Source organism: Nonlabens sp. Asnod3-A02 (genome assembly GCF_045063755.1).
Taxonomy (GTDB): domain Bacteria; phylum Bacteroidota; class Bacteroidia; order Flavobacteriales; family Flavobacteriaceae; genus Nonlabens; species Nonlabens xylanidelens.
In genome coordinates, this window is sequence record NZ_JBEFOC010000008.1 from 1,126,398 (window position 1) to 1,148,831 (window position 22,434).

Below are 22,434 nucleotides of genomic sequence, written 5' to 3' on the forward strand. Positions count from 1 at the left end.
TATTTAGTCATGCGCTGGCTAGACTATCCTTTTTACAGAATTTTATTGTTTCTCATTGTTGGAATCTTATTTGCTAGATTCATAGAGATAGATCCTACGCTTTTTATTTATGCTATTTGTGCTGCTGTATTTTGCGCCATTACAGTATTGGTGATAGGTAAGTTTTCTTTTGGTTTCAAGGTTGTTTTTGCTCTTTCCGTTTATAGTTTTTTCTTTTTTATAGGTGGAGCACATTTATATTTTCAAAATGAAATAAGTACAAATCATTTTATACAAAAGCAAACACAAGGTCAGGATCATGTCTTGCAATTAAAGCTGTCTCAACGACTAACCCCCAATAAATTTAACGACCGATTCTATGCTCAGGTCATTGCACTAGATCAAGAAGCAGTTTCAGGTAATACTCTTGTATTATTTAAAAGATCAGATAGTCTAGGGTACAAAGTAGGTGATCGACTCACCGTTTATGACGATGTGAATTTACCTGCATTTGCCCGTAATCCTGGCGACTTTGATTACAGGAATTATTTAAAATCTATAGACGTCTATGGTCAGGTGTACGTGGATAAACCTCGAATTTTAAGTTATACTAGTGGAGAAGGAGATTTAAGTTTCTTATTACAATTACGTAAAACTATTTTAACCGAATTAGCTGAGTCTGGTCTGAGAGATAGACCTAAAGCTATGATAGAGGCATTAGTTTTAGGACAGCGACAAAACGTAGACCCAGAGGTGACTAAAAGTTTTAGAGATGCAGGCGTTATCCATATACTAGCATTGAGTGGCCTACACGTGGGTATCATATTATTGATTTTAAGATTTCTGACTAGACGACTTTTAAGATTAAAGTATGGCCGCTGGATACAGAGTGCTGTTCTTATTTTACTATTATGGGCATTTGCATTACTTACAGGTATGTCTCCATCTATTATGCGAGCTGTAACTATGTTTTCTTTTGTAGCTGTCGGTATGAATCTTAAACGTAAAGGATCAGTTTATCACAGTCTTACATTATCTGCATTTGTGCTTTTGTTGTATGATCCTAGATTGTTGTTTCAGGTAGGTTTTCAGTTAAGCTATATGGCGGTCTTTTCTATAGTGTTAATTCAGCCAGTCATTGCAGGGTTATGGACATGGCGCAATAAGGTCAAGGATTTCTTATGGAATGTCTTTACAGTTACTCTAGCTGCTCAAATCGGTGTTGCAGGAATAAGTTTGTTTTATTTCCATCAGTTTCCAGGTCTGTTTATTCTAGGTAATATGATGTTGCTGCCATTACTACCATTTATCATCGGTGCGTCCTTGTTACTTATACTTTTATTATTAATAGATTTCCCTACTGGATGGCTTACTGCCTCTTTAAATACAGTTTTAGAATTTATAATAGAAACCGTAGCTAGAATAAGTTCTTGGGATGCATTCATCATTAAAGAGGTGCATGTTTCTTTATGGGAAACGGTTTTGTCTTATGTAGCATTATTTAGTGCGATTCTATTTCTACTGCCTTATTTTAAAAGGAGTAAAAGAGAGCGTTTTTATCTCAAAAAACCGAACTGGATGTTACATATAAGTATAACTTCCTTAATTCTGTTGTTTAGTTTAAAAGGCTTTGAATCTTACTCCTCTAGTAAGGATCATTTTTTAGTCTTACATCAAGCTACAGGAAGCGCTGTAAGTATTAGTAATAAGAATAATGCTGTGCTCTATACAGATTTACATGTAATGGACTCTATACGGGCTGTGAATAGTCTAGAGAGATTAAAAGCGATCGAGAATAATCGTGGTAAAACATTAGTGCTAGATTCTCTTAAAAATTTGATGAGCTATAAAGGTGCTCAGCTCATAGTTGTAGATGAAAACAGCTTGTATAATACCAACATTAAGAATGCGACTATACTGTTCTCGCACTCTCCTAAAATTAATCTAGAAAGACTTATTCTAGATTTAAGCCCAAAACTTATTATAGCAGACGGCTCTAACTACCGTAATGTAGTAGATGCTTGGAAAGTCACCTGTGATAAGAACAAGGTAGAATTGCTCAATACTTATGAAGTAGGAGCGATAGAGATTAATTAATCTTGTAGTTTATACTTAAAGTCACGCTGGTAATCACTCCATTTTTTACCTGTATTGATAGATCTGTATGTCTCGTCAGACAGCATAGTGATGTAAATCTCTAGCTTTTTTGAATCTAATTTACCTGGTACTGGGTTAATAATCGTCCCTTTCTCGTCAAAGAAAACTAAGGTAGGATATTCAAATATTCTTATAAACTCTGCAAATTGATGTTGTGCTCTATCATTGCGTTTCTTAAAGGGATTTGCATAAGTAGCTCCTTTGTAATTGATTACTTCTGTTCCTTCAGCATTAAATTTCACAGGGTAATAATTCTTATTGATGTAGGTGGCTATGTCCGCTTTCGCGAAAGCGTACTTATCCATCCATTTACAATTAGGACACCAGTCTGTATAGGACTTCATTAAAATCTTGCGAGGTTCTTTTTGCTGAGCTTCTAATGCCTCGTTCATGGTCATCCAGTTTACTTGAGAAAAACCAAGTGCCGAAAACAATAGAAATACGATAGGGAATAATTTCATAAGGTAAAGTTACAAAATCTATCAACGCAAAAAACGCACCGTTATGGTGCGTTTTGTGTTAAAAATATGTTGGAACAAATTTATTATCTGATTCCGTGCATTTTTTTGATCAAAATAGGTTTGATCAATAACATGACTATTCCAGCACCTATAGGTAATAATGTAAAAATCATGAAGAAAGTTGATAGTCCATATTGCTCAGAAATAGAGTCAATGAAACTACCTGAAAGCCCTGCAAGAGTGTTAGCAATAAAGTTTGCAACAAACCATATACCGAACATTAAACTCATTAATTTAACTGGTGCTAGTTTACTTACATAAGATAGTCCTACTGGAGAGACGCATAGTTCTCCTAGTGTATGGAATAAGTAAGCTAGAATAAGCCATAAAATACTTACTGATGCTGTTTTTGCACCTTGTGGTATGTCCATAGAACCATAAGCAAGAGCTCCAAAACCTATTCCTAGAAGTATCAAACCGATGGCAAATTTTACTGGTCCAGAAGGATTCATTTTAGATTCCCATATTCTAGAGAAAACTGGTGCAAATGCAATAATGAAGAAAGAGTTTAGGATACCAAACCATGATGCTCCTATTTCTACTTCGTTCTCATTAATTTTAGTTAATGTTCCTTTAGTAGCGCTTTCGTCAGAAAAACCAACTCCTTGAGCTAGAAGAAGGTTGTAAGGATTACCTACTTTCATAAGTTTGTTCTCTTTCTTTTCTTCGTCACTAAGTTCATTGTACTCTCCTTCTTTTAAGTAAGTATCACCTAAGAAAATATCTGTAGATTGTTTTACTCCTTTTGCATCTGTGTATTCTACTATAGCATACTCAGCATCTTTCCAGAATAATCCTTTTTTAGAACGTGCTTCAAATTTAGTTATAACACCTTTTCTTATCATACCTATAGAATCATTCTTAGCATTTACTATGTAGTTGCCGTTTTGAATATTTGATTCGTTTTTCTTGTCGTCAGCAAAGTAAAGATCTAGTCCGCTACCTACACTAATTCCTGTTTGAGAACCTATTTCAAAATCTTGAGTGGTAAGAATTTTAGTAACTCTAGAATTTCCGTTATCATCTACATAAGAAACTTGGTAAGATTTAGTGTCAAAATCGTTCTTTATAACAAAAATAGCAATCGCCCATATGGTTATAAAACTAGCGATAAGCATGATGCTAGAAAGAGGATAGTCTTTCATAATTTGTTTACACAACATAGCCAGTACCCATGTAACGATAATCAAAGGCACAATTACTAGAATTGTGTTTATGATAGTAAACGCACTTGCAGCACCACCGGTTAATACACGGTCTGTATAATCACCTGCAAAAATGGTCATGGATCCACCAGCTTGTTCAAATGCCATCCAGAAGAAAATTGTAAAAAAGGCAAGTACACCTATTACTATAATTCTATCACGTGATATTTTGTTTTTCTTAGCTTCTTCTACTACGTCTTCTATCGCATCTTCAGTTTCTTCTAATGAGTCTTCTACAGCGTCATCAAAATCTTGAGTTCCTTGTGGTGATAATCCTATTCTACCAAATATCTTTTGGACAAAAAAGAATTGTAACATCCCTAAGAACATAAATATTCCTGCAAGACCAAAACCGTAATTCCATCCAAATTTCTCTCCTAAGTAACCACATAAAAGAATACCTAAGAATGCACCTGCGTTAATACCCATGTAAAATATAGTATAACCAGCATCTTTTTCTTTTCCTTGAGATTTGTATAGATTACCTACTATAGAAGAGATATTCGGCTTAAATAAACCGTTACCTAAAATCAATAGAGCAAGACCTAAATAGGTAAAACTTACCGTTTCTATAGCCATTGCTGCATGTCCTAAAGTCATGATTAAAGCACCTATAACTACGGCTTTTCTAAAACCGAAAAACTTGTCAGCTAAAAACCCACCTATAATTGGTGTTAAATAAACTAGTCCTGTATAAAAACCATACAGTGTTAAGGCATCTGCTCTTTCCCATCCCCAACCTTCATTTAATAAGGATGCGGTAAGAAAAAGAACTAATAAAGCTCTCATCCCGTAATAGGAGAAACGTTCCCACATTTCTGTGAAAAACAGAACAAATAGACCAGCTGGGTGATCTAGAATGGTCTTTTGATTTGCGGCAGAACCGTTGAATTTAAATTCCATATGTATAGTTTATGTTTATAGTTGAGTTGATTGTTATTATAAATTCTCTTTGATAAAATTAGTCATCTTGTTGTATAAGTGTATTCTAGTGTTACCACCGTAAATACCATGATTTTTATCTGGATAAATAGCCCAGTCAAATTGCTTGTCAGCCTGCACAAGTGCTTCTACCATTCTCATAGTGTTTTGAACATGTACGTTATCGTCTGCAGTACCGTGTACTAAAAGATATTTCCCTTTTAACTTATCTACATGGTTTATAGGACTGTTATCATCATAACCACTTGCGTTTTCTTGTGGTGTAGTCATGTAGCGTTCTGTATAGATAGAATCGTAGAACCTCCAGTTAGTTACTGGTGCAACTGCAATCGCCATACTGAAGGTGTCATTACCTTTTAATAAACAGTTAGAACTCATAAAACCACCATAAGACCATCCCCATATTCCTACGCGGCTGGCATCTACATAATCCATAGAACCTAGTTGTTTTGCAGCAGCGATTTGATCTTCTACTTCATATTTACCTAATTCTTTTTGAGTAACTTTTTTAAAGTCTGCTCCTTTAAAACCTGTACCACGTGGGTCTACACAAACAACGATGTAACCCTCGTTTGCAAGCATACTGTACCAGAAGTCATTTGCTCCATACCAGCTATTTGCTACAGATTGAGAACCTGGACCACTGTATTGAGTCATGAATAATGGATACGTCTTGTTAGGGTCAAAGTCTTTAGGCTTCATAGTCCACATATTTAAGTCATTTCCATTAATATTAATGGTAGAGAACTCCTTTTGTGCTACCTGGTAATTACTAAGCTTTGTAGTAAGATCATTATTGTTTTTAATTTCACGCACCTTTTTACCATCCTTTGCATTGTTTAAAGTATACACCGGTGGAGTAGTAGCGCTAGAAAAAGTATTAATAAAGTAAGTGAAGTTTTTACTAAAAGAAGCACTGTTAGTTCCTATTTGAGCAGATAGTTTTTTCTTTTTCTTACCTTTTAAAGAGATAGAGTAAATTCCTCTATTTATAGAACCATCTTCAGTACTTTGAAAATAGATGCGCTTTGATTTTGCATCATAACCGTAGTAAGAGGTAACATCCCAGTTACCTTTAGTTAGTTGTTTTTTCTCCGTACCATTTGCATCATAAAGATAAATGTGTCTCCAGTTATCCTTTTCACTAGTCCATAAGAAACTTCCATCTTTTAAGAAAGTAAGGTCGTCAGTTACATCTACGTATGCAGTGTCCTTTTCAGTAAAAGCGATACTCGCTTTACCACTTGCATCTACATAGTAAAAGTCTAGCACATTTTGATGTCTATTTAAAACCTGCGCAGCTAGTTTACCGTTAGGGGAGTAGTTTATTCTAGCAATGTAAAATTCTTCATTACGACCTAGTGCAACTTCTTTTCTTGCTCCAGTAGATAATGTAAACTGGTGCAAAGCCACTACAGCATTTTTTTCTCCAGCCTTAGGGTATTTAAAAACATATGGTTTTTGGTATAATTCGTTACCATAAACATCCATAGAGAATTCTGGAACAGCACTTTCGTCAAAAGATATAAAGGCAATTTGCTCGCTATTAGGACTCCACTCATAAGCTTTTACTATAGCAAACTCTTCTTCATAAACCCAGTCAGTAACACCATTAATAAGTTTATTTGTTACACCATCTGTAGTAGCTTGTATAACAGCGCCGCTTTCTAGATTTTTATAGTAAATGTTGTTTTCAAAAACATATGCTACCTTTTTACCGTCAGGAGAAAAAGAAGGACTTCTAACTAGATCATCACTTAAAGAGGTCAACTCTTTAGTTTCTAAATTAAGAATATGAACTTTATCATTAGAACTACGTCTGAAAATTTGAGAGCTCTCAGAAATAATCATCATTTGCTTCTCATCACTACTTAAAATATAGTCACGTATAGGTAATTGAATATCAGAGCTACTTACTAGAGTTCCAGTTTTTTCACCAGTTGTATAACTGTACTTATCTATAGTTTGAGTACGATCTCTATTATAGTTGAGAACTAAATATTCTGTTCCATTGTTTAAAGATGCTAGAGACTGTAGCCCTTGTGTGCGAAATTCACCTCTGTAAATATCTTCTACACTAATGTTTTTCTGTGCGGTAATGCTTTGACTTACAAATATAAAAGCCAATAAAAGCATGCAGTTTTTGATCATTCCTTAGTTTTAATTACGTGTGACCTCAATTTTACAAAAAATACACCAATAAAGCTACGGTTTGGGCAATTATCCTATATAAGGGAATTATGCATAACGATTGTATCTTTGCCATTCAATTATATTTTATGCAACCTGTTACCGGATTCTCAAAACTCTCAAAATCACAAAAAATTGATTGGCTCGTTTCTAATCATTTAAATGATAACGCTACGGCTAGAGAAACGCTAACCCAATACTGGAATGAAGATCAGAAATTACAAGATCTACATGACGGTTTTAGTGAGAATACGGTTACTAATTATTACTTCCCATTTGGGCTGGCTCCTAACTTTAAGATTGATGGCCAGCTGGTCACTATTCCTATGGCGATAGAGGAGAGTAGTGTGGTGGCTGCGGCTAGTAAAGCAGCTAAGTTTTGGATGGATCGTGGTGGTTTTAAAACCGTGATAAAAGGAACTAAAAAGGTAGGGCAGGTACATTTGATGTATCATGGTTTGAGCAGTGAGATGGATGCGTTTTACGCTTTCGCGAAAGCGGAATTACTACAATCTCTAGAACAAATAAACGCCTCGATGAAAAAACGTGGTGGCGGTATAGTCTCTCTAGATTTAATCGATAAAACCAAAAACCTAAAAGGCTATTACCAATTGCACGCAACCTTTGAAACCAAAGATGCAATGGGAGCCAATTTTATAAACACCACGCTAGAGCAACTAGCAACTACTTTTAGATTAAAAGCATCTCAATTTGATGGATTCTCTAGCGATGTACCAGAGGTGATCATGAGCATCTTGAGTAATTATGTGCCAGAATGTGTGGTGAATGTTTCTGTGTCTTGTAAAATAGATGAGATAGGAACTATCAATGGGGTAACTGGAAAAGAATTTGCTAGAAAATTTGTGCAAGCGGTAGATATCGCAACGGTAGAACCTTATCGTGCAGTAACCCATAATAAAGGGATTATGAACGGTATAGATGCTGTGGTTATTGCTACAGGAAATGATTTTAGAGCGGTAGAGGCTGGTGTGCATGCTTATGCAGCGAGAGACGGTCAGTACCGCAGTCTTACTAAAGCTAGAGTTGAGAACGATACCTTTATTTTTGAGGCAGATTTCCCTCTAGCGCTAGGAACTGTAGGTGGGCTTACATCTTTACATCCACTCTCTAAACTTGCTTTACAGATATTAGAAAACCCAAGTGCAGAGCATTTAATGAAGGTGACTGCTGTGGCAGGATTGGCGCAAAATTTTGCGGCTCTTCATTCTCTTGTTACTACCGGTATACAGGCAGGTCACATGAAAATGCATCTGGTTAATATGCTAGAACAAATAGGAGCAACAGATGTAGAAAAGGATTTATTGCGCAAAGAATATGCTGATAAAACCCCTAGTTTTTCTGCGTTAAGAGAAAGTCTGTTAGTATTAAGAAGTTAGATAAGTTTTCTATCTATAGCCTGATAGTATTAAATCCAGTCCAGTTTTTCTTTAGTTATTTCATGTTGTACGTCGCCAGTATGTTTTATAACTGCTGGTTCAAATAACATGATGTGTACTTCTTCATGTGCAATGGGTTTATGCTCTACTCCGCGAGGTACAATATACAGGTCGCCTTCATTAAGGGTTATAATTTTATCTCTTAGTTCTATAATCAACTGACCTTTGATAACATAGAATAACTCGTCTTCATTGATGTGATCGTGCCAGACAAACTCACCTTGCAGTTTTGCTAGCTTTACGTGCTGTCCATTTAACTCACCTATTATTTTAGGAGTCCACTGATCATTAAATAAACTCAGTTTTTCTTTTAGATTAATGGCGCTCATAATTTTTCTTTTATTGTATCTGGGTGAATGTAATAAATGTCGTCTGTATATGGAATTTTAGTTTTTATATTCTCTAGTATTTGATCATAAATAACTAGCTCTGGATGTAGCGCGATACCTCGTTCTCCCATAGAATAACGCTGTAAACTGATTAACATTTTTTCATGATCAGGTGTGCGATCATAATTTGCAAATTGATCTACTTTTTTATTGATAACGAGGTAACCACTTTTTGATGTGCCAGAATACAACTTCATACTTAGATTTTCTGGAATCCATATAATTTGTGAAAGTCCCGGTAACAACCAGAAGAATATACCTAGTAGTGATACAATTGATTTTGCAGATCCTATTCTGAAGGTCGAAAAAGCGCTTTTTCTAAACAAATATATCAGTACCATCACCATCATGAAATTCCATGGAAGTACGATAATATTCCAGTCCAGCTTCCACGGGCCTAATTTCCAAATAACGATGGTATGCATAATTATAATTACGATGCAGGCAAATTTGCGCGTAAACGGAATCAACAATAATAAACCACTTAGTATTTCTACCATGGCAAACGTATATCCTATGGTCTCTGTATAAGTTATAGGTAAAGAATGAAACCATAATCTAGGTGCTATATGGGTAACAAAACCTGGGTTTAACTTATGCAAACCACTAAAAATATAAATTCCTGAAGCTATAATTAGCAATGCAGTATATAGAATACTGGAGTCGTATTTGAGTAAAATGAGCGATGTGAATATTCCTAAATAAACAATCATGTATGGTGTTAGTCTATGAAGGTCTAACAAAATAAGTGCTACATATAACACCACGGCTATAAGAAGCAGCCATTTTGCAATTCTAACATTGATAAATAGACTAACCACCGGAAGTAAAAACACAGACGCGGCAATTAGGGATGTAAAAACATCAGCTATTTTGATGCCTAATAAAGAAACCGTTAAGAACTGATGAGATTTAAAAAAACCATTAAAGCCCAAGAATGCTGTTGCTAGCCAGCAAATTATTAGTGTGGCGTTAAGGACATAACGATTTGAAAAATGAAGATTCAACAGTTTTAATTTAAATTCAAGATATAAAAAAAACGAGGAATATGAATTCCTCGTTTTATGATATTACTGTTATGTTTTTATTAGTTATCGTAAGAATGTTTGTATTCCTGTCCTGTAACTATTTTTAACATGTCTTTTTCTAGCGACTCTCTAGGTCTTTCTACATAACGGCCTATTTCTTTTCCGTCTCTATAGAAAATAAAAGTAGGGACACGATTCACATCATATCCAGAGACCAGGTCTGTAGGTTTTGATTTTGATCTGTCTACGGCAATCATGGTTACCTTATCAAGATCATAATAAGCAGCTTCTAGTATATGATAGAACTGAGGTACTTCTCTTTTAGAGTCTCCACACCAGGTTCCCATATAAGCTCTTATCTCTATGTCTACTAGAGCAACCTTAAGACCATCTATGCTTTCTTGATCTGGTTGATATGCTGCTAGACGACTGTTGAACCACTTGTCAAAAGGAGCTTGCATAAACGCATCTTTTTGAACCTCTCCAGATAAATTTCCAGACGCATCCTTGAGATAAGAAGTTGTAGCATCCATAGTAGGCAGTTCCTTAGTCACTTCGTCTACCTTATTTTCCATAGATGTTTTAGTAGTAGAAGCTGTAGTAGCCGTTTTTTGAGTTCCACAGGCAGTAAGTGTTACCGCAGCAAGTAGTATAAGTATCTTTTTCATATTACTAAATTAAGGAATTCTGAGTCATTTCTACCGGTTGTTGTGTTCCTATTAACTTTAAGATGGTAGGTGCGATGTCACCTAGTATTCCATCTTTCACCTCTTTAATATCTTTATCTACTATAATAATCGGGACAGGATTTGTCGTGTGAGCCGTATTTACAGATCCGTCAGGATTAAGCATTACCTCACAGTTACCATGGTCTGCAATAACTATTACAGTGTAATTATTTTCAATAGCCGCAGTAATGACTTTATTTGCTGCATCGTCCACAGCTTCACATGCTTTTACCGCTGCCTCCATAGAACCAGTGTGTCCTACCATATCCGGATTAGCAAAATTAAGGCATATAAAATCTGCTGCTTGATTGTTGATTTCTGGAATAATACTGCTAGAAACACAGTCTATAGACATTTCTGGTTGCAGGTCGTATGTAGCTACTTTAGGAGAATTACACATCAATCTGCTTTCTCCATGAAAAGGTTCTTCCTGACCACCGTTAAAGAAAAATGTAACATGTGGATATTTTTCAGTTTCGGCAATACGTATTTGGGTTTTACCATCCTCAGATAATACCTGGCCTAAAGTGTTTTTAAGATTATCCTTCTCAAAGATGATTTTTACATTCTTGTAACTGTCATCATACTTTGTCATAGTCACATAGTAAAGATCTAGCGCATGCGTGTTTTGCTCATGGAAATCTTTTTGAGAGAGCATTTGTGTTAATTCGCGACCGCGATCTGTTCTGTAATTAAAGAAAATAACCACATCGCCATCTTCTACCAGTCCAGCAGGTTCTGTACCATTAAGAACTACTATAGGTTCTATAAACTCGTCAGTAATATCATTTTTATAATTTTCTTCTATAGCAGCAACAGGATCGTGAGTAGGTGTTCCCATTCCATGAACAATCACGTCATAGGTTTTTTTAACACGTTCCCATCTCTGGTCTCTATCCATAGCAAAATAACGTCCTGTGATGGTTGCTAGTTGTGCGTTTGTACCGCTTACATAATTAGTAATGTCTTTTACATAACCAGCACCTGCTTTAGGATCTACATCGCGACCGTCAGTAAATGCATGTATAAAAACATCTTCTACGTCCATGTCTTGGGCTACATCAAGTAATGCCTTTAAATGATCTATATGTGCATGAACACCACCGTCAGATAATAAACCTAAGAAATGTACTTTTTTAGAATTCGCTTTCGCGAAAGCGAGAGCATCCACCAACACCTTTTCATCTTTAAGAGTGTCGTCTTTTATCGCTTTATTGATTTTGGCTAGATCTTGATACACAATACGTCCAGCACCTAGATTCATGTGTCCTACCTCGCTGTTTCCCATTTGTCCCTCTGGTAAGCCTACATGTTCACCATCAGTACGCAATGTAGCGTGCGGATATTTATCATATAAACTGTCTATAAAAGGAGTATTAGCTTGTGCTATCGCACTTACTTTAGGGTCTTGTGTGATTCCCCAACCGTCGAGAATCATCAATATCGTTTTCTTATTCAATGTGTCAAAATTTGAACACCTAAGTTAAGAAAATCGCAGGATACTAGCTGGTTTTTTGATGATTGTTTGCTTGTATTTCTACGAAAGCGATTGCGGTATTTTAAGAATTATATATCTAATCTCATTATAAGTCATTTCACTTATTTTAATGACACTACTTAATTAAGGAATTAATATGTAGTATTGAATTAGAAGTGAGTATCTGAATTTAAGAGTATTAACTGTATGGTTTTTTAGTGGAAATGGCGGTACTGTTATTACATTTTTTCTTTTAATTACTCTATAGCTTCAATTTTATTATGAATCAATTATCAAATCTTTCTCCATCAGTTTTAGTAGTGATGCTAATTTTATCATTTTCAATAATATTGATAACGCTTTTAGCTATAATTCCTGATCATAAGAGGTTAACTGTTACGATAAGTTTCGTTAAAATAATTAAGTTAATTTTCAATAATTAGAAATTCAACTTCATCTATTTACTTATCGCCCTAGCAATCATCCAGCCACCGGTCCAGGCATTTTGAAAATTAAAACCACCTGTGATGGCATCTATGTTTAAGATTTCACCAGCTAGATAGAGGTTTTCTTGTTTCTTAGAAGAGAAAGATTTGAAATTGATTTCTTTTAGGTCAACTCCACCTGCGGTAACAAACTCATCTTTAAAAGTGCTTTTTCCATTGATAGAAAAAGAGCTAGCGGTTAATAGTGTCGCTAGGTTTTCTAGATCTACATTAGAACAATCTGCCCAGTTTTTTTCTGTGAGTGATATGCTATTTACTAGATGTTTCCATAATCGTTTAGGAAGATCAAATAACCACTCGTTACCAACTTGTTTTTTAGAGTTTTTTCTTCTTTCAAAAAGTGATTCTATACACTCTTGATGCGATACATAATTTAACCAATTGATGACTAGGTCAAATTTATAATCGGTTTCATGCAGTTTTCTTGCACCCCAAGCGCTCATTTTTAAAATGGCAGGTCCAGAAAATCCCCAATGGGTAATTAATAAAGGGCCTTGAGATTCTAATTTTAAACTAGGTATAGTGACACTAGCTTCTATAGCAACACCTGCAAGTTCTGTTATCTGTTTGTCTACTATATTAAAAGTAAAAAGAGAAGGCACGGCATTGATAATTGTGTGGTCTAGTTTACTCATCATTTGCCAGACCTTGGGACTACTTCCAGCAGCTACTACCAGATTATTACTTGTAAAAGTGTCTGTTTTGGTTTTTAAATTCCAGTTTTCTGTTTTCTCTATAGAGGCTACATTCTGACTGGTAAGTATGTCGATTTTATGTTTTCGCGCAAGCGAGATAAAGCAATCGATAATAGTTTGTGAAGAGTTAGAAATAGGAAACATGCGACCATCTTCTTCTATTTTTAATTCCACGCCACGCTCTTCAAACCAGGCGATGGTATCGCCGGTCATAAAGCTATGAAATGGTCCTAGTAATTCCTTCTCGCCACGTGGGTAATTGCGTGATAGTGGTTTAGGTTCAAACTGTGCGTGAGTGACATTACATCTTCCACCTCCAGAAATACGCACTTTTTGAAGTACATCTTTACCACGTTCTAAAATTGCAATTTTATGATTTTGAGATTGCTCTGCTAGATTAATTGCTGTAAAAAATCCAGCTGCGCCGCCGCCTATGATTATGGTGCTGTAGTTATTGTTGCTCAAAAGTAGGAATGAAAGAAGGGTTTGATTTAAAAGCCTCATGTGCTGCTGCAAAGTTAGCAGAATCATTAAACAATTCTAGAACAAAGTCACGTTCTAAAAAAGTGATGTCGTCGTCCATAATTTCGTTATAAGAGGACCATGGATAGCTCATGATATGCTTAACTGTGCCGCTAGCTATAGGAAGGTGATGAGTGTGTAAAATTGTGTTTTTTAATAACTCATTTGATTCAATCAATTTTCTTTTAAAAGAATCTTCAAACAAATCTCCTGATCGGTTATATGCCTTGTTATAAGACTGTGTATACTCAGAATGAAGGTTGTTAAATGCGTCAAGAATTTTTGACTCTGGCTCTTCTTTTGATTTAAGAATGATGTGGAATTGATCTTTAAGTAAACAAAAAGCAAGAATCTCACAAACCGGTGTTAGATGGTATTCCATCTTATCAATAAAGAAAGGGTAATTGCGAGACTCTTTAAAAATGTCAATCATGCCGTTTGCTTGATTGAAAATATGGTAATATCTATCACCTTCAATTTTATCGTACATAAAAGCAAGTTACATACATCGTGCATTTCCACCAAACATGCCAAGAGAAATACTTGACATGTTGGTTACGATTAGTTTTGGTTTTTTAGGTGTTGTTAAGATTTGACATACCAACTATTTGTGTTGGTATGGTCTAAATGAATTCTCGATGTTTAATACTCAATACAAACATTCTTAGGCTCTGTAAAGAAATCTAAGGCTTCAAAACCGCCTTCACGACCTACACCACTGTCTTTTACACCGCCAAAAGGTGTTCGCAAATCTCTATTTAACCAGGTGTTTACCCATACTATTCCTGCATCTATCTCTTGCGTCATGCGCATAGTTCGCGATAGGTCGTTAGTCCATAGAGTAGCGCTTAGTCCATATTTAGTGCCATTTGCGAGTTCCAGTGCGTGCGCTTCGTCAGTAAATGGCATTATGGTAACGACTGGTCCAAAGATTTCTTCTTGGTTCAATTTGCAGTCGTTAGAGCTTACTTCTATAACGGTAGGTTCTAGATAATATCCATTAGGGTACTGCTTTACATCCACACGATTGCCGCCAGTTAATAAGGTGTAGTTTTCTGGTTCTGCTTTTGCTAGAGCGATATACTCCTCAATCTTTTCTCTATGGCTAGCACTTACCACAGCACCAACTTTGGTGCTAGATTGCTCTGGATGACCTACGGTTAATTTCTTAATACGATTAACAAAATCTGTTTTAAATCGCTCGTAAATATCTTGTTGTACAAAAATACGGCTACCACAAAGACATATCTGACCTTGGTTAGCAAAGGAAGATCGTACCGTAGTGTCTAACATTTTATCATAATCACAGTCGGCAAAGATGAGGTTAGGATTCTTACCGCCTAATTCTAGAGACAGCTTCTTAAACATGGGTGCAGCAGTTCTTGCGATGTGCGCTCCAGTAGTCGTGCCGCCAGTAAAACTGATCGCCTTGATGTGTGGATGTGTGACTATGGCCTGACCACAACTGGCACCATTTCCATGGACTATATTTAAAACACCAGCTGGTAATCCTGCTTTTTTTACAATCTCGCCGAGTAAGTAAGCTGTCGCAGGAGTGACCTCACTAGGTTTTGCAACTACACAATTCCCAGCAGCAATTGCAGGAGCAATTTTCCAAGAAAAAAGATACAAGGGCAAATTCCATGGAGAGATGCAACCCACGACTCCTATAGGTTTACGTAGCGTATAATTTATGGTGTTCTTACCTATACTTTCATGGGATTTGCTCGCATATTGAGTAATCGCATTACCGTAAAACCTGAAGTTAGAAGACGCTCGCGGTATGTCCACAGCTTTTGCCAGCCATAAAGGTTTTCCATTATCACGACTTTCTGCAGCGGCTAGTTGCTCTATGTTTTCTTCAATTAGGGTTGCAATGCGCAACATGATTTTAGAACGCTCATCAATTGTAGTATTGGACCATAATGGAAAAGCTGCTTTTGCTGCCTGATATGCCTTTTCTACATCGTCTTCATTTGAATTAGGAATCTCTCCATATATTTTTCCAGTTGCAGGTTCATAATTATCCAGCCAAAATCCTGATAAAGGAATTTGCTCTTCGTTATTGATGAAGTTGGTAATATCCATGTAGTGTCGTAATTGGTTTTTTAAATATCCTTTGATAAAGAAATTTAGAGTTTAAAGATATGGAAAAGGTTTTTTGTTATACCGCTTTCGCGAAAGCGGTATAACAATAACTATTAATCGCATTATGAACTATATCTTTGTAAAATGCTTACACCACTATCAGAACAGGAATTACACCAGCTGGCGATGAATATCGTAGGGAAAGAAATGGAAGAATTGGGATATGAGTTTTTATCCATTAACTCTAAACCTAAAAAAGATCCACAGTTTGTGGCTTTAAAGGATAAATTTCTTCATTTTGTTGTGGTACGTGCGGTTACTTATCCTGCAAATCCGGTTCATTATGATGAGAAATTACTTCATATGATGCGCGATCATGGTAAAAAGTATAAAGCACGAACTTATTATGCTGGTGTAGGACTGGCTAACTCTCGTAATTATGAAATGCCTGTACATCATCAAGATGATTATGTGGTGAATTTTGCAGGTTTAATAGAAATTAAATGAAAAACGTCTTAGTAGTATCGTGTTTATTATTGCTTTTTTCTTGTAAAGAAAAAAAAGCTGATGTTGTACGCCCAGAACCACAACAATTTGTAGGTAATGCTATAGGGACTACGTATTCTATAAAATTATTTGCAGACGATCAGATTAATGTTGAAAAAGATGTAGATAGTATTATTACTATGTTCAATAATTCTATGAGTACCTGGGTAAAGGGTTCTCTTATAAATAGAATCAACGCTGGAGAAGATAGTGTGCTGGTAGGGAAACCTTTTAAAGAGGTGTTTGAACAAGCACAAGAGGTGTATCGCAAGACTGATGGATACTTTGATCCTACGGTTGGGAATCTGGTAAATGCATATGGTTTTGGAGCAAATGGAGAGCAAGAGGTTATACCGTCACAAAAGAAAATAGACAGCCTTAAACAATATGTAGGTTTTTATAAAATGTCTATAGTGCCTACTACGGTTAAAGATTCTTTTTATATCAAATCTGACCAGAAAGGAATGTATCTAGAGTTTAATGCTATTGCCAAAGGTACACTGGTGGATTACATGGCACGGTTACTAGATGAAAAAGGAGTTAACGATTATCTAGTAGAGGTAGGCGGTGAGGTGGTGACTAAGGGTATGAATTTACAACGTGATGGTAAATGGTCTATAGGAATAGATGATCCTAAACAAAAACATGATGAGCGCGTTTACGTTACGGTCGTAGAGTTGTCTAATAAAGCTATGGCTGGTAGTGGTAATTACCGCAAGTTTAAAAAAGACCCTAAAAGCGGACAAGAATTTGTGCACACAGTTAACCCTATTACAGGCAAAGCACAACCTAGTGAGGTGTTAGGAGTGAATGTAATAGCTAACAACTGCACTCTAGCAGACGGATATGCAACAGCTTTTATGGCCATGCCACTAGAAAAATCTCGTGAATTATTGAAAAACTTAAAAGACCTAGAGGTAGTTATAATGTATACTGATGGTTATGGCTTGCTACGCTTTGAAGTAACGCCAGGTTTTCAAAGTTATGTGAAGCAGGCTGGTAAGTAGTTTTCATTTCTCTAAGGTTAGAATTAATTCTACTCTTGAGGAAAAGGTATCTTAGAATAGGAGATTACTTCTTTACCACAGGAATTAACTCGCCAGACGCTAGTCTATAGCGATCTACTTGTTTTGCGCCTAATTCTTTAGTGTAATCTACAGCGTCTACTATAAATCCTATGTGATCTAGACGTTCAAAGTAATCCATTCCGTATACGCGCACGTGATCGTACTGTCCAAAAATGCGAGCACGTTCTTTACGGTCTGTAATAGAATCGTCTTCAAAGGTTTCTTCTCGATCATTTTCTAATGGTATTTGCAAGATCGCAGTACCGCTAGGTTTAAGAACTCGGTAGATTTCTTGCATCGCTGTCTGATCATCTGGAATGTGTTCTAAAACGTGATTACAAAGAATAAAATCAAACTCATTATCAGCAAATGGCAGGTTGCAGATATCTGCATGAACATCAGCTAATGGAGAGTTGAGGTCTGTTGTGGTGTAATCTATAGTATTGCTTTCCTTGAACAATTTATAAAAACATTGCTCTGGAGCAAAGTGTAATAACTTTTGAGGTCTTGTAAGTAAATCGGTTTTGTGTTTCAAGTACAGCCATAACAATCTATGGCGTTCTAAAGAAAGCGTAGATGGAGATAATACATTTTCACGCACACTTTCATAACCATAAGGTAAGAAGCTCTTAAAAGTTTTTCCATCGATAGGGTCTTCATATCGATCACCACGATACCACCAAGCGATTAGTGGACGCACATAGTAACTTAAACTTATAAGCCAAGGTCTAGGGATGAGGTTGAGAAAGAATTTGAAGAGGCGTTTCATATGTTGTTAATTCCTTTCAAGTAAATCTGAATTTAACTTATTTCCTTTTTTATCGATAAAAAACCACTCGTCACTTATAATCATTGTGTGATCTAAATCCTTAATTTTTTCAGCTTTAAATGTCACCTTAGCTCTGTTGTTTGAAAATGGATGTGCAAATTCAAATTTACATGGAATAACAACTTCTCCAAATTCATTGGCAAAACCTATTTTTTGATTTCTAATTACTCTAACTAAATCGTTACTATAATAATCTGGTCCATTATCAAATAAAAACACATCATAAAGTCTATTCTCAAATTTATCAATTCCGATAAGTTTGTTTTCACTTAGCAAAATTACTTTAGCAGAGTGTTTTAAAATTTCATCACCGAAATATGCATATTTACCGAAAGGTATAACGGTATCTCTTTCAGAATTAATAAATGCTATTGGAGCTCCAAATTGAAGATATTCTTCATTAGTTATGGCAATTAAAGAGTCATTAGAATCAATTTTGTTTAATTCTATATTTTTATAATCAAAGACTTCAATTTCTATTTTATTTTGGCAACTAATTGTTGTTACAAATAGTGAGAATATTTTGAAAAAGAATTTGAAGCGGAGTTTCATATAGTCTTGTTATTCCACTCTTGAAGTGGAATCTGATAGTGTTGTAGCGATTTTTTTGTAAGTAGAGTTCCTTTCCCAGGTCTTAAAAACTGAAAAGTCTTTATATTTTTTTAATCTTTCCACCTATAAGGATCTTCCTCATTTGAAGTAATCCCTAACACCTCATAAATATAATCAAATGTGCTTAGTAAACGAGGCTCTCCATCTACTATAGCAACATCGTGTTCAAAATGTGCACTAGGTTTTTTATCTCTAGTGGTAATGGTCCAGCCATCAGGATGGTGTTTTATGTTTTTTGTTCCTAGGTTAATCATAGGCTCTATAGCAACCGTCATTCCTTCTACAAACTTTTTACCGCGACCACGCTTACCGTAATTAGGCATTTGTGGATCTTCATGCATTACTCGACCTAATCCATGACCTACCAGTTCACGTACTACTCCATAACCGAAGGATTCACAATAATCTTGAATCGCATAACCTACATCACCTACACGTTTTCCTACTCTTAGTTGGTCTATACCTAAATAAAGAGAGTTCTTTGTGCGGTCTAATAAATCTTGAGTTTCTTGTGGTACATCACCTACCGTAAAGGTATAGGCATGATCACCATAAAAACCGTCTACTATAGCGCCACAGTCTATTGAAAGAACGTCACCTTCTTTAATGGCTACTTCTTTAGGTATACCATGTACCACTTCTTCATTAGGAGAAATGAGCAATGTGCTAGGGCAATCGTACAACCCTTTAAAACCTGGTATTGCACCATTGTCACGTATGTATTGCTCTGCAAGTGTGTCTAGTCTAAGCGTGGTTACACCAGGCTTAATTTCGGCAGCAATCATACCTAAGGTTTTACTTACCATTAACGCCGCACGACGCATGATTTCTAACTCTTCTTTATTCTTTGTAACGATCATAATCTATGGAAAGCGGCAAAGGTAGTTATTATCAAATCATTGGTCAATAAAGTAAGACGTTATCAAAAGTATTACAATGGTCTATTTCTCTCATTTTTCTGTAAATTCGCTAGATGGATATCAACTTAAAAGACAAAACTGCTCTCGTTTGTGGAAGCAGTACCGGAATAGGAAGAGAAACTGCAATACAGTTTGCTCAAGCAGGTGCACGAGTAATTTTGCTAGCGCGCAATCCTAATAAATTACAAGAAGTTCTTAGTGAATTAGACACAAGTAAACGCAATGATCATGCTTTTCTTGTGGCCGACTTTTCTGATTTTAAAGAAGTAGAGGATGTAGTTTCCGCTTTCGCGAAAGCGAACCCTATACATATTATAGTAAACAATACAGGCGGTCCTGCACCAGGATTCTTAATCGATGCAGAAGTTGATGCGTTAGAACAAGGCTTTACACAACATGTAAAATGCAACCAAGTATTGATCAAAGCATGCGCGCCGGGAATGAAAGAAGCTAGTTATGGAAGGGTAATTAATGTGATCTCTACCAGTGTAAAAGCACCTATAGAGTTCTTAGGAGTTTCTAACGTGATACGTGGAGCAGTGGCAAGTTGGGCAAAAACATTGGCGACTGAATTAGGACCTTTTGGAATCACGGTTAATAATGTATTACCAGGATTTACCGCAACCGATAGACTTGATAAAATCATTGCAGGAAAAGCACAAAGAGCAGGACACAGTGAAGAACAAGCTGCCGAAATCATGAAAGGCTATGTCCCAGCAAGAAGATTTGCACAACCAGAAGAAGTAGCAAATGCCATTACTTTTCTTGCCAGTGATAAGGCAGGCTACATTAACGGTATTAATTTACCGGTAGATGGTGGAAGGACGAAGAGTTTGTAGGATGAAGTTATGCATCAAGTAGGTTTTTAACCACAATAAAGAGATTTAATTTGATTTTTGCTTTAAAAATAGGAGGAACAATTCTAAGTGTAGTATTAGCAATAGTATTTATGTTGCATAAATCTTTTAATAATAACAAGGTATTTAATGATTCTATAGATGAAGCTGTAGAGCAAAGGAAAAACATGAAAGTCACTTGGGAAGAGTTTTATGAGTTCTTTCTCAAACGAGGTTTTAAAAGAAATGAAATACAAATTATAAAAGAAGCAATTCAAGAATATTCTAAAGTTGCCGGAATTATGATTGTTCCGCAAGATGATTTGTATTATGATTTAAAGGTAGATTCTACTGACGAAGATGATGATAAAATTATGATCCGAATATCTAAAAAGTTGCAATTAGCACCTTATTCAGAAGGAGAGTTAATAGATAACAATATATCTACAGTGCAAAATCTGTTCGAATACATTAGGTTAAAACAACGACAGTTAAAAGCTAGCAACGAGACGTTATTTTTAAATAAGTAATTATTTTAAATCCATACAGACTAATAATTTAATACAACTAAACAGCCATGAATAAAAAACTACGCATTAACGGTCACTCACATTTACTACCATATCCAGAGCAAATTCCAGATTTCATGCGTGAGAAAGGGATTTTTTGGGTAGATCCTGAGCGTAAGAATATGTTGCAAAAAGGCTGGTCTCGTCCTGTAACTGATTCTAGTTTCTTTCTAGATGAAAAGCTAGAGTGGATGGATAAGTATAAACTAGACCACGCGGTTATTTTAAATTTAAGTCAGCTGTATGGAAATGGTTTGCGTCTAGAAGAGATGAAACAAGCTTTACGTTTTCAAAACGATTTTAATGCAAAAATACAGCACGACCATCCTTCAAAATTCACAAGTGGTTTTGTAGTACACCCAGGTTATGTGCGTGGAGCGTTGTGGGAAATAGAGCGTTGTGTAAAAGTTCTAGGGATGAAGTTACTTTGTCTACCTACTCACTACATGGATACTATAGGACAGTGGCGATGTATTTTTGATGAAGAAAACGAGCCTATTTTTGAGCTAGCTAGTGAACTTAACCTTGCAGTAGAGATACATCCTTATGATGGTGAGAAATTTATAAAACTACAGAATACATCATGGCGTTTTCATTTAATATGGATGCTAGCACAATGTGCAGATGCTTATCATTTCTTAACTCTTAATGGATATGCGTTTAAATATCCTGGTATGCGTATATGTTTTGCACATGGTGGACAACTAGCGCAAATGAATCTAGGACGTAGGATTCAAGGCTTCGACGGTAGACCAGATTTATTTGAAGGAAAAACGCATCCTAGAAAATCTGTAGGTCATCCTAATATTTTCTTTGATACTCTAGTGCATGATACTGGTTCTTTGAAACTTCTTGTAGAAAATCAAGGAGCAAAACAGGTTCTTGTTGGGCTAGATGATCCATACCCATTGGGAGAAATGGATAGTGAAAAACAGAGTTCTTATCCAGGTAAAATTATTGATCTAGCTATAGAACGTGATATCATCTCTCCAGCACAAGCAGATGATATGTGGGACGAACACGTAGTAAGATGGCTTTTTGGGAGTGATGAAGCAGCAAAAAAAGCTTTTTATGAACGTGTAAGGGGTTAGATTTTTACAACACTCTATGTAGGATATGAATTTAATGGACAGATTAAGATATATTTTTATCTTGAAACTAGTTTAAATCC

Annotated in this window: 20 protein-coding genes; 7 read left to right on the forward strand and 13 right to left on the reverse strand. The window is 35.9% G+C overall.

Features of this window, described 5'->3' with window-relative positions; genetic code table 11:
- The first annotated feature begins 9 nt into the window (after window positions 1–9).
- Window positions 10–2,076, forward strand: coding sequence for a ComEC/Rec2 family competence protein (locus ACJJVN_RS15055; RefSeq protein WP_405379203.1), 2,067 nt, complete (start codon window positions 10–12; stop codon window positions 2,074–2,076).
- Here ACJJVN_RS15055 and ACJJVN_RS15060 read toward each other — a convergent pair.
- The 3 genes from ACJJVN_RS15060 to ACJJVN_RS15070 form a co-directional block, all read right to left on the reverse strand.
- Window positions 2,073–2,597 (reverse strand): thioredoxin family protein, encoded by a 525-nt coding sequence (locus tag ACJJVN_RS15060; protein WP_405379205.1) that lies wholly within the window; start codon window positions 2,595–2,597, stop codon window positions 2,073–2,075. The two genes, ACJJVN_RS15055 and ACJJVN_RS15060, sit on opposite strands and share 4 nt — an antisense overlap.
- 83 nt (window positions 2,598–2,680) lie before the next feature.
- Window positions 2,681–4,765 carry a peptide MFS transporter gene (locus ACJJVN_RS15065; protein ID WP_405369771.1) on the reverse strand — a complete coding sequence of 695 codons (2,085 nt, stop codon included), beginning with the start codon at window positions 4,763–4,765 and terminating at the stop codon, window positions 2,681–2,683.
- Between the two features lie 36 nt (window positions 4,766–4,801).
- Complete coding sequence (locus ACJJVN_RS15070) at window positions 4,802–6,955, reverse strand: S9 family peptidase (RefSeq protein WP_104514655.1); 2,154 nt, start codon at window positions 6,953–6,955, stop codon at window positions 4,802–4,804.
- A gap of 128 nt (window positions 6,956–7,083) precedes the next feature.
- On the opposite strand from ACJJVN_RS15070, the gene ACJJVN_RS15075 reads away from it, so the two are divergent.
- The gene (locus ACJJVN_RS15075; protein WP_405379207.1) at window positions 7,084–8,391 is read left to right on the forward strand and encodes a hydroxymethylglutaryl-CoA reductase, degradative; all 1,308 of its coding nucleotides are present in this window, start codon (window positions 7,084–7,086) and stop codon (window positions 8,389–8,391) included.
- 29 nt (window positions 8,392–8,420) lie between these two features.
- Here ACJJVN_RS15075 and ACJJVN_RS15080 read toward each other — a convergent pair whose 3' ends face one another.
- The 7 genes from ACJJVN_RS15080 to ACJJVN_RS15110 all read right to left on the reverse strand — a co-directional run bounded on the left by ACJJVN_RS15080 (window position 8,421) and on the right by ACJJVN_RS15110 (window position 15,884).
- Window positions 8,421–8,780 carry a cupin domain-containing protein gene (locus ACJJVN_RS15080; protein ID WP_405369768.1) on the reverse strand — a complete coding sequence of 120 codons (360 nt, stop codon included), beginning with the start codon at window positions 8,778–8,780 and terminating at the stop codon, window positions 8,421–8,423.
- Entirely contained in the window at window positions 8,777–9,847 is a 1,071-nt protein-coding gene (locus ACJJVN_RS15085) for a hypothetical protein (protein WP_405379209.1), read from the reverse strand. Before ACJJVN_RS15085 ends, ACJJVN_RS15080 begins: the two co-directional genes overlap by 4 nt.
- 80 nt (window positions 9,848–9,927) lie before the next feature.
- The gene (locus tag ACJJVN_RS15090) at window positions 9,928–10,536 is read right to left on the reverse strand and encodes a thioredoxin family protein (RefSeq protein ID WP_405379211.1); all 609 of its coding nucleotides are present in this window, start codon (window positions 10,534–10,536) and stop codon (window positions 9,928–9,930) included.
- Between the two features lie 4 nt (window positions 10,537–10,540).
- Entirely contained in the window at window positions 10,541–12,055 is a 1,515-nt protein-coding gene (gpmI, locus tag ACJJVN_RS15095; protein WP_405369765.1) for a 2,3-bisphosphoglycerate-independent phosphoglycerate mutase, read from the reverse strand.
- A gap of 475 nt (window positions 12,056–12,530) precedes the next feature.
- Entirely contained in the window at window positions 12,531–13,739 is a 1,209-nt protein-coding gene (locus ACJJVN_RS15100) for an NAD(P)/FAD-dependent oxidoreductase (RefSeq protein ID WP_405379213.1), read from the reverse strand.
- A complete protein-coding gene (locus ACJJVN_RS15105; protein ID WP_405379215.1) occupies window positions 13,726–14,286 on the reverse strand; it encodes a transposase in 561 nt (186 codons plus the stop codon). The genes ACJJVN_RS15100 and ACJJVN_RS15105 overlap by 14 nt, the downstream gene beginning before the upstream one ends.
- A 152-nt stretch (window positions 14,287–14,438) precedes the next feature.
- The gene (locus tag ACJJVN_RS15110) at window positions 14,439–15,884 is read right to left on the reverse strand and encodes an aldehyde dehydrogenase (RefSeq protein ID WP_405379217.1); all 1,446 of its coding nucleotides are present in this window, start codon (window positions 15,882–15,884) and stop codon (window positions 14,439–14,441) included.
- Window positions 15,885–16,028: 144 nt separating this feature from the next.
- Between ACJJVN_RS15110 and ACJJVN_RS15115 the strand changes: the two genes are divergently transcribed.
- Both ACJJVN_RS15115 and ACJJVN_RS15120 read left to right on the forward strand, forming a co-directional pair.
- Entirely contained in the window at window positions 16,029–16,391 is a 363-nt protein-coding gene (locus ACJJVN_RS15115) for a Na(+)-translocating NADH-quinone reductase subunit F (protein WP_104514664.1), read from the forward strand.
- Window positions 16,388–17,437: an FAD:protein FMN transferase gene (locus ACJJVN_RS15120; RefSeq protein ID WP_405379219.1), complete on the forward strand. Its 1,050-nt coding sequence runs from the start codon at window positions 16,388–16,390 to the stop codon at window positions 17,435–17,437. The genes ACJJVN_RS15115 and ACJJVN_RS15120 overlap by 4 nt, the downstream gene beginning before the upstream one ends.
- 64 nt (window positions 17,438–17,501) lie before the next feature.
- On the opposite strand, the gene ACJJVN_RS15125 is transcribed toward ACJJVN_RS15120, so the two are convergent.
- The 3 genes from ACJJVN_RS15125 to map all read right to left on the reverse strand — a co-directional run bounded on the left by ACJJVN_RS15125 (window position 17,502) and on the right by map (window position 19,798).
- Window positions 17,502–18,266: a class I SAM-dependent methyltransferase gene (locus tag ACJJVN_RS15125; RefSeq protein WP_405379221.1), complete on the reverse strand. Its 765-nt coding sequence runs from the start codon at window positions 18,264–18,266 to the stop codon at window positions 17,502–17,504.
- A gap of 6 nt (window positions 18,267–18,272) precedes the next feature.
- Window positions 18,273–18,878, reverse strand: a complete 606-nt coding sequence (locus ACJJVN_RS15130; RefSeq protein ID WP_405379223.1) for a WG repeat-containing protein — start codon at window positions 18,876–18,878, stop codon at window positions 18,273–18,275.
- A gap of 110 nt (window positions 18,879–18,988) precedes the next feature.
- Window positions 18,989–19,798: a type I methionyl aminopeptidase gene (map, locus tag ACJJVN_RS15135; RefSeq protein ID WP_405379225.1), complete on the reverse strand. Its 810-nt coding sequence runs from the start codon at window positions 19,796–19,798 to the stop codon at window positions 18,989–18,991.
- 113 nt (window positions 19,799–19,911) lie between these two features.
- Between map and ACJJVN_RS15140 the strand changes: the two genes are divergently transcribed.
- The 3 genes from ACJJVN_RS15140 (at window position 19,912) to ACJJVN_RS15150 (ending at window position 22,354) form a co-directional block, all read left to right on the forward strand.
- Window positions 19,912–20,697 carry an SDR family oxidoreductase gene (locus tag ACJJVN_RS15140; RefSeq protein WP_405379227.1) on the forward strand — a complete coding sequence of 262 codons (786 nt, stop codon included), beginning with the start codon at window positions 19,912–19,914 and terminating at the stop codon, window positions 20,695–20,697.
- A 110-nt stretch (window positions 20,698–20,807) separates the two neighbouring features.
- Entirely contained in the window at window positions 20,808–21,224 is a 417-nt protein-coding gene (locus ACJJVN_RS15145; RefSeq protein ID WP_405369757.1) for a hypothetical protein, read from the forward strand.
- A gap of 47 nt (window positions 21,225–21,271) precedes the next feature.
- A complete protein-coding gene (locus ACJJVN_RS15150; RefSeq protein WP_405379229.1) occupies window positions 21,272–22,354 on the forward strand; it encodes an amidohydrolase family protein in 1,083 nt (360 codons plus the stop codon).
- The last annotated feature ends 80 nt before the right edge of the window (window positions 22,355–22,434 follow it).